The organism is Actinomycetota bacterium (assembly GCA_040757835.1).
In the GTDB taxonomy this organism is placed as follows: domain Bacteria; phylum Actinomycetota; class Geothermincolia; order Geothermincolales; family RBG-13-55-18; genus SURF-21.
Map to the genome: position 1 here is coordinate 64,529 of JBFLWJ010000010.1, position 8,468 is coordinate 72,996.

General features: G+C 65.3%; 3 protein-coding genes. All 3 read left to right on the top strand.

What is annotated here, in order from left to right; translation table 11 throughout:
• The first annotated feature begins 71 nt into the window (after positions 1 to 71).
• On the top strand, positions 72 to 2,753 hold the full coding sequence (locus tag AB1384_09590) for a beta-galactosidase (protein ID MEW6554525.1): 2,682 nt from the start codon (positions 72 to 74) through the stop codon (positions 2,751 to 2,753).
• 301 nt (positions 2,754 to 3,054) lie between these two features.
• Positions 3,055 to 5,679: a hypothetical protein gene (locus tag AB1384_09595; protein ID MEW6554526.1), complete on the top strand. Its 2,625-nt coding sequence runs from the start codon at positions 3,055 to 3,057 to the stop codon at positions 5,677 to 5,679.
• A 171-nt stretch (positions 5,680 to 5,850) separates the two neighbouring features.
• On the top strand, positions 5,851 to 8,468 hold a 2,618-nt coding region (locus AB1384_09600; GenBank protein MEW6554527.1), incomplete at its 3' end, for a S8 family serine peptidase.

Below are 8,468 nucleotides of genomic sequence, written 5' to 3' on the forward strand. Positions count from 1 at the left end.
GCCGGGCGAGCCGATACAGTAAACAGGTCACGGCTGCAGGCTGTAATCGCCGTTTCATCCAGGAGGTGTGCATGCGCAGGTCCGCCATGGTCGTTGTCGCGGTCCTGTTCCTGGCTGGTTTCCTCGCTCCCGGCGCTGCCTGCCCGGACAGGGCAGCCGCGGGTCCGGGCACGGGAACCGCGATCGTCTCCAGCTCGCTTAGCGAGCGGTTCGGCGTCGCCTCCAGCCATATCAAGCTTTTTGGCGCCGCCGACATAGAAGCAGAGCTGGACGCCATGGCAGATGCCGGCATCACCTGGCTGCGCTGCGATTTCGCCTGGTCGGACCTGGAGCCCAGCGAGGGTTCGTGGAACTTCGCGGGGGCCGACCGGGTGGTGGCGGAAGCGCTGGAGAGGGGCATCAACGTCCTGGGTATCCTGGGCACCTCTCCGGCCTGGGCCAACGGGGGCCACGAGTGGAACTGGCCTCCAACCGATATCGACGCCTGGAAAGACTACGTCTCGGTGGTCTGTTCCCGCTATGCCGGCCGCGTCTCCGCCTGGGAGGTGTGGAACGAGCAGAACATCGACCTCTTCTGGCAGCCTGCCCCGGATGCTGACGCCTACGTGGCCCTGCTCGCCGCGGCCTCACCCGAGATCCGGGCCGCCGATCCCGGGGCCAGGATCGTCATGGGCGGCGTGGCCGGCCTGGGCCCGTCCGACCTCGACGCCTACCTCTCCAGGGGCGCCGCCGACTATATCGATGCCCTGGCCTATCACCCCTACGCTACCACCATCGGGGTGGAGGGCCAGCCCGAGGAGGACCTTCTCCGGCCCAAGGAGGGGCTCTGCCGCGACCTCGTGGACTTCGTGCACTGGCTGGTGGCCCAGCATACCTCCAAGGACCTGGAGATCTGGATCACTGAGGTAGGTTGGACCACCTGCGCGCAATCGCCGCCTGGAGTGGACGAAGATACCCAGGGCGCCTATATGCTGCGCACGATGATCAACTACGCCGTGACCGACGTGGACCGCGTCATCTGGTACAACCTCAGGGACAGCTGGGAGAACGAGTGGGACCGCTATGGCCTCCTGGGGCTGGACTTCTCACCCAAGCCCGCCTACGGTTGCTACGCCACCTTCAACGAGGTCTTCGGGCCGGCCAGCGGCGTGGAGGAGAATGCGGCCACCTTCTCCTGCCTCCGCATGGACACCCTGGAGGCACACGCCTTCCGCCTCCCCTCGGGGGGGCTGGCCTTGGCCGCCTGGAAGGCTGACGATGCCGACGACACCCTCACCGTCAACGTCCCCGACCCCTCCCTGGCCGACCCGGTAGCCGTGGACCCGGCCACCGGGGCGGAGGCTCCCGTTCCCGGCGTATCCCGCGACGGCACCGGGAACATAACCGTATCCGGCCTGGCCATCGGCGAGACCCCCCTGATACTGCGGCTGGACCTCGAGGAGCCGCAGCCGGGAGAGAACGCGTTCTATTTCGCGGAGGGCTTCACCGGGGAAGGTTTCCAGGAGTACCTGTGCGTGGGCAATGCCGACGCGGAGGCGGCCGAGGTGGACGTGGAGTTCCTCTTCAACGGCATGCCCGCTAAGAGCATGCATGTGAGCATCCCCCCCGGCTATCGCACCACCATCGACGTGAACGGCGTGGTGGGAGCGGGAAAGGACGTCGCCATGGTGGTCACCTCTCCACAGGACATAGTGGCTGAGCGCCCCATGTATTTCAGCTACGGCGCCGGCTGGACGGGCGGCCACGTGGTGGTGGGGGCGCCCGGGCCTGCCCTCTCGCACTACTTCGCCGAGGGCTGCACGGGTGAAGGGTTCGACGAGTGGCTGTGCGTGCTCAACCCCGGCGATGAGCCGGCGGGGCTCACCTTCCGTTTCCAGACCGAGGAGGAGGGAGAGAAGGTGGTCGGCGGCCGTGTCGTGCCGCCCCATTCCCGGGCTTCCTTCAGCGCCAACGAACTTCTGGACGGAGCGTACCAGGCGTCATGCCGGGTCGATTCCAGCCGCCCCGTGGTGGTGGAACGCCCCATGTACTTCGATTACCGCGGGTTCGCGGACAACCACTGGCAGGGGGGACATTGCGTGGTGGGCGCTACCGCCACCGCGACCACCTTCTTCTTCGCCGAGGGCACGACCCGGGATGGTTTCGATGAATGGCTGACGCTCCAGAACTGTGGCGCGGGCCCCATCGAGATAGAGGCGGAATACTGCTTCGGACCGGGACAGGGAGAACCCTCCAGGAAGAGTTACCGCGTGGAGCGAGGCAAGCGTCTCACCGTCTTCGTTCCCGGCGAGGTGGGGGAGGGGAAGGACGTTTCCATCAGGTTGTCTTCCTCCTCCGCGTTCCTGGCCGAGCGCCCCATGTACTTCGACTATGCCGGCGCCGGCGCGGACCACTGGCAGGGAGGGCACTGCGTCATCGGCGCGACTTCCGTATCCGCCGAGATGTTCTTCGCGGAGGGATACACGGGAGAGGGCTTCCACGAATGGCTATGCCTGCAGAACCCGGCCGCCAGCGACGCGGTGGTGGAGGTGACCTACCTGACCCAGGAGGAAGGGGCCCTGCCGCCCCGCCGTGTTGCCGTGCCCTCGCGCACCCGCGTCACCCTTTTCGTTGGCGACCACGCCGGCGAGGGCTACCAGCTCTCCTGCCGCTTGCGCGTACTCTCGGGACCGCCGGTGATAGGGGAGAGACCCATGTATTTCTCCCAGGGGGGGCGCGACGGCGGACACGACGTCATCGGATATTCCCCCTGAAACAGCGGCACCGCCGGTCATCCACTCACCAGGTCCATGACGACCTGCTCAACCGTTCCTTGCCGGCACCCATACAAAGCTGGCGGAAATGTCGGCTTTGTGCTAGTATCGTTACCAACGGGTAAGGGGCTGGCAGCTTGACAAAAGGGAATTCCTGGCAGCCCGATCGGATCCCGTAACACGGTTGCCGGACAAACGAGATGGGGGGATCTCACGGCACCTCAGCAGACGCCCCGCTGGGCTCACTGCGTCACCTCCCCAGACAAGCGGTTGAGGGCCGACAAAGATCGGAGGTATTGGTTTGAAAGTCGATACGCGCAGAGTCTTCGTCAAGACGGTCATCCCGATGGTGCTCATCGCCCTGGTGTTCGCGCTGCTGGCGGGGTGCGACACGGGACCCGTATACCAGGAACCGCTTGCGGGAACTGTATGCAGGTGGGACTTCCCGTCTTCTGTGGACGGCTTTGGTATCCCCTGCACTGTCTACCTCCCGAAGGGTTACAACCCGGCCGTAGCCTATCCGGTATGGGTGGAGATGCATGCCCTCTATGCCATCCCCCTCATCGATAACGACCCCTATAACCCCATCTCCGCCGAGCTCAAGCGGCTGGCTGACGAGCGGGGGTGGATACTGCTCGGCCCCTGGGGGCGGAACCTGCACAGCCTCTTCACCGACGGCATCTCCCGCAGCCAGGCCCCCTATGCCGAACCGCAGATCTTCGACGATTTCTCCAGCGGTGCCGGCTCATGGCAGAAGACGGGCGGCACCTGGACGGTCACCGGCGGCAGCTACGTACAGTCGGACACCTCGCCTATCTGGAAGGAGGCGGTGCGCCTGGACTCGCAGGGCGAAGACTACTCCGTGCGCGTGAAGGTGCGCGACCTCTCTCCGGAGGGCAACACCAGCGCCTTCGGGATAAACCTACACCGCGCCGATAACGGGGACTGCTATCACGTGGACCTCTTCCGCGGCTCGGACAACACACGATACGTCCGCCTCTACAAGCTGGTCGGAGGCCAGTGGCAGGGGATGTCCACCATGTTCAATGATTGGGCGCCGCTCACCGCCGATAACTGGATAAACCTCAAGTTCTCGTGCTACGAGAACTACCTGGAGGTCTATATCAACGAGAAGCTCGTCAACATGCAGCCGAACTACGACTCCACCCCGTACGGCTACGGCATGGACGCCCCCGAACCCGCCCTGCCCGCGGGCGAGGTCAGCCTGTGCAGCTACGGCGGGGTGCACGAATTCGACGAGGTGCGCATCCAGAACGAGTATCCGTACGGGGAGCGGGACATACTGGACTGCGTACTGGGCGCGATGGAGAAGTACCGCATCGACCCTACGCGCATCTACGTGGCAGGCCATTCACAGGGTGGACTGGGCACCTTCACCTTCGGGCTGCACCACCCCGACCTGTGTGCGGCCCTGCGCCCCGCCGACGGGCTGACCGATATCTATTTCGACTACAACTGGTTCAAGACCTGGTTCCCGCCGAACCCCGGGGCGCCATACGCCAACGTCAACGACGGCAGGTTGAGCGAGTACATAAGGGTACTGGCGGGCGGGGAGCCCGGCCCGGCCTATCCCGAGAGGATGAGCGTGCTGAACGGCAGCAGCGCCCGCTACGTCCTCGAGAACGGCGTCAACAACCACTGGCGCATCGTGCACGGTACCCCCGACTACAACATCCCCAACTCCAAGGACCCGGTGATCATCAAGTGGTGGGGTCCGTGGTGGCTGTTCACGTGGGGACAGATACAGGCCCCCGCGCCCTACTCCACCGCCACGTCCACCTACGCCAACGGCAAGGACATCGCGGACCTGCTGCAGTCCTGGATGTCGCCGGACAGGTATTCATGCGAGTATCTGACCAGCGCCACCATCGGCCACGGCTTCCTGGACCCCTACGCGGACACGGCCGATTTCTTCCAGGGCAAGGCCTTGAACCGGCGTCCCACCGAGGTCGCCTACAAGACCTACGATAACGTCAACACAGGCGCCTGGTGGCTGCGGCTGCAGGTACCCAACCCGGGGCGGAACGAGCCCGGCATGGCCAGGGTGAACGTCAACGCCGCCGCCAATTCCGCGGCCATCCACGCCCGCAACCTCTCCAGGCTCCGCCTTGACCTGGCCTGGATGGGGCTGGACGTCGGCGCGGGCAAGACCGTTACCTTCAGCCTCGACGACAACACCGCACCCAACGTCTTCACCATCGCCGACAGCACCGGTGCCCTGGACCTGGAGTTGCTGGGTGCCTGGACCGCCGCCTCCGGTTACGTGGTGAAAGTGGACGGCAGCACCCTGAGCCTCGGCAGCGGCTATACCATCGACGGTCCATCACTGGTGGTCCCCTCCCTGGCGGTCAGAGGCGGGCATACCTTGACCATCACCACCCCGTCCTCATTGCCCGCGAACCTCGCCCCCAACCCCGGGGTGGAGACGGACACGGGCGGCGGCACTCCCGCTGGCTGGACGGCGGAGGTGCAGGGCGGGGGGAGCTTCGCTCCGCTCTGGGACGACCTGCAGATGCACGGGGGCACGCGCTCCCTGCGGGTAAAGGACGCCAACCTCTACAGCAACGGCGGCAGGGCGCTCTGGAGGTCGGACACCTTCGCGGTGACACCTCTCAAGGCCTACCAGCTGACTTCCTTTGTCAAGGCCAGGGAACTCAGGAGGGCCAACCCGGGCATCGGGATCACCTGGTACGACTACTCGAAGAGACAACTCTCCACCACCTGGCTGGAGGCGCCCGGGACGGGCGATGCCGCGCTCAACAGCGACTGGTCTTCGCTGTGCATCAAGGCGTCCGCCCCCTATAACGGGTACTACGCGTCCATCGTCCTGGGGGTGGAGGTCGACAGCGCGGGCCCGACCGGCGGCAGCGCCTTCTTCGACGACGTCTCCTTCACCGCCCGCTAGGGGTCACATCTTCATTCTTCAGTTCCAGGCCCGGAACGCCATCTATGGGTTCCCGGCCACTAGAATCGAGGACTGAAGACAAGACCCCACAGGTTATCCGACATACGATCGCTTAATTGAAGATTGAAGATACGACCCCATTGGGCTACTCTTAATACAGGTGTTTTACTCATGACAAAGCCCGATGGGACGCACACGAAAGCAGGCTGCGACAAGCCCCTTAGCGGCTTGAGAACTTCCCTGGCCGTCCTCACCATGGCGGCGCTGCTCACCGTCTGCGCGGTCGCACCCGTCTTTCCTCACCAGACCGCAGCAGCGGAAAAACTACAACCTGCGGACGGGCTGGCCTCTCCGAGCGGCCCGCTGCCCTACAAACCGGGGGTGGTGCTGGTGAGGTTTGCTTCCTCGGGCGTGGCAGAGTCCATCGCGGGGTTTCTCGAGCGCGCCGGCCTGGTCACCTCCGTCGAAGAGGTGCTCGAGAAGGGAGGGGAGCTCCTCGCTCGCATGGAATTGGCGGCGGGGGTCACGGTGGAGGGCGCAGCAAGCGTGCTCAACCGCCTCGCGGGAGTCCTGTACGCCGAACCGAACCACGTCGTTCAAGCCTCCTATTCACCGGCGGACCCGGATTTCCCGGAGCAGTGGGGGCTGGAGAACACCGGCCAGGACATCGGTGGTACCGGGACCCCGGGTGCGGACATCTCGGCCCCCGGCGCCTGGGATGTGGAGAAGGGCTATGTGAACCCGGTGGCGGTAGCGGTGATCGACACGGGAACCGACACGTCCCACCCGGACCTGGATGGAAAGATATGGGATAACGGGGACGAGACAGCCGGTGACGGCGATGACGACGACGATAACGGATACTACGACGACACGGCGGGCTACAACTGGGCTGGCATCTCGCAGGGGCGCTATTATTATTACAACTACACCGAAGGATCCTACTACGTGACCCGCCGCTACTTCGGATACAGCGGCTCGGGCGTCACCACCAACCTGCGCGCTCAATCACTGACAGGCACCGGTCAGGACCTCACCCACGTGGGATTGCAGCTCCAGAAGGTCGACGACAACGAGCCCGCCAACGGCGTACCGCAGGACATCACCGTCTCGGTCAGGGAAACCCTGTCCGGTGCCGACGTGGCATCCTTCGTCATCGCCCCGCAAGACGTCACCACGCTTCCATACGGGAGCGAGGTATACGGCGAACTGTCGGCGCCAGTAAGGCTGGAGGTGGGGACCCCCTACTACCTGATCGTTGAGACCCCGACCAACAGCACCAGCGACTACTATTACCTCTACGACAACTGGGGGTTAGACGATCCCGCCGATCCCGACGACACCGACCAGCATGATTGCTACCGGGAGGGGCAGGAGTACCGTTGGGACGGTTCAAGCTGGCTCTCCGCGGGTTACGAATACGACGACCTCTATTTCCACACCAACCCCAACGCCGCTTCCCATGACGACAACGGGCACGGCACCCACGTAAGCGGCATCGTAGGCGCCGAGGAGGGAAACGGCCAGGGCGGAGTGGGAGTTTCCTTCGGGGCCGGCATCATGCCCCTCAAGGCCCTGGACTGTAGCGGCAGCGGCTACGACGACGACATCGCGGCCGCCATCTATTACGCGGCGGACAACGGGGCCAGGGTCATCAACATGAGCCTGGGAGGCACCGCCAGTTCCCAGACCATGCAGGACGCGGTGGACTACGCCCATGCGGCCGGGGTCGTGGTGCTGGCCGCGTCGGGCAACAGCGGCAACAGCACCATGCAGTATCCCGCCGGTTACGATAACGTCATCGGCGTCGGCGCCACCACCAACACCGATGAGGCGGCATCCTTTTCCACCTTCAACTCCAGCGTCGACGTCTCCGCTCCCGGCCGGTATATCTATTCCACCATGCCCACCTACCCGGCGGCCTTGAACAGCCGGGGATATGCCGAGGATTACGATTATCTCTCCGGCACCTCCATGGCCACGCCCATGGCCGCCGGCCTGGCCGCGCTCATCGCTTCGTACCGCCCGGGGTATTCGCCGCAGCAGGTGGAGCTGGCCATGGAGATCTACGCGGCCGACCTGGGGGCGCCGGGGCGCGACGATCATTTCGGTTACGGGCGCATCGACGCCCTGGCCTCCCTGCTGGGGACGAACGCCCCCGCCATCACCGCGCTTGCTCCCACCGGCGGGACCATCGGCAGCAAAGTCACCGTGTCCGGAACGACCTTCGGGTCCGTGCGGGGGGAGTCCCTCGTCTCTTTCGGGGGCGTGCCCGCAGCCGCCTACGATTCCTGGTCCGACAGCGTGATCGTATGTACGGTGCCCCCGGGCATCTCGGGCAGGGTGGAGGTGGCGGTCCAGACCCCACTGGGCACCTCCGATTCCAGGACTTTCGGGGTCAAAGCCGTGGTCGAGGAGGTTTCTCCTGACGAGGGGAGCGTCGGCAGCAAGGTCACCGTCTCCGGTTCCGCTTTCGGCCCCTCGCGCGGGAGTTCCTTCGCCGCCTTCGGGGGTGTGCCCGCTGTGATCTACGACTCCTGGTCCGACACCAGCATCTCCTGTTACGTGCCCCCGGATGTCGCGGGGGAGGTAGTGGTGACCGTGACCACTTCGGGCGGCAGCGCCGGCGGCGTGCCTTTTACCGTCACCACCCCCGCCACCGCCTGGTACCTGGCCGAGGGCTCTACGGCGGGGGGCATGGAGACCTTCATCCTGGTGCAGAACCCCGGCGGCGTCCCGGCCGAGGTGACCCTGTCCTTCATGACCGACGGGGGGCCCAGGCCCGGACC

Coding starts and splice junctions, on each gene's coding strand:
- AB1384_09590 (MEW6554525.1), top strand. CDS start 72: ATGCGCAGGTCCGCCATGGTCGTTGTCGCGGTCCTGTTCCTGGCTGGT.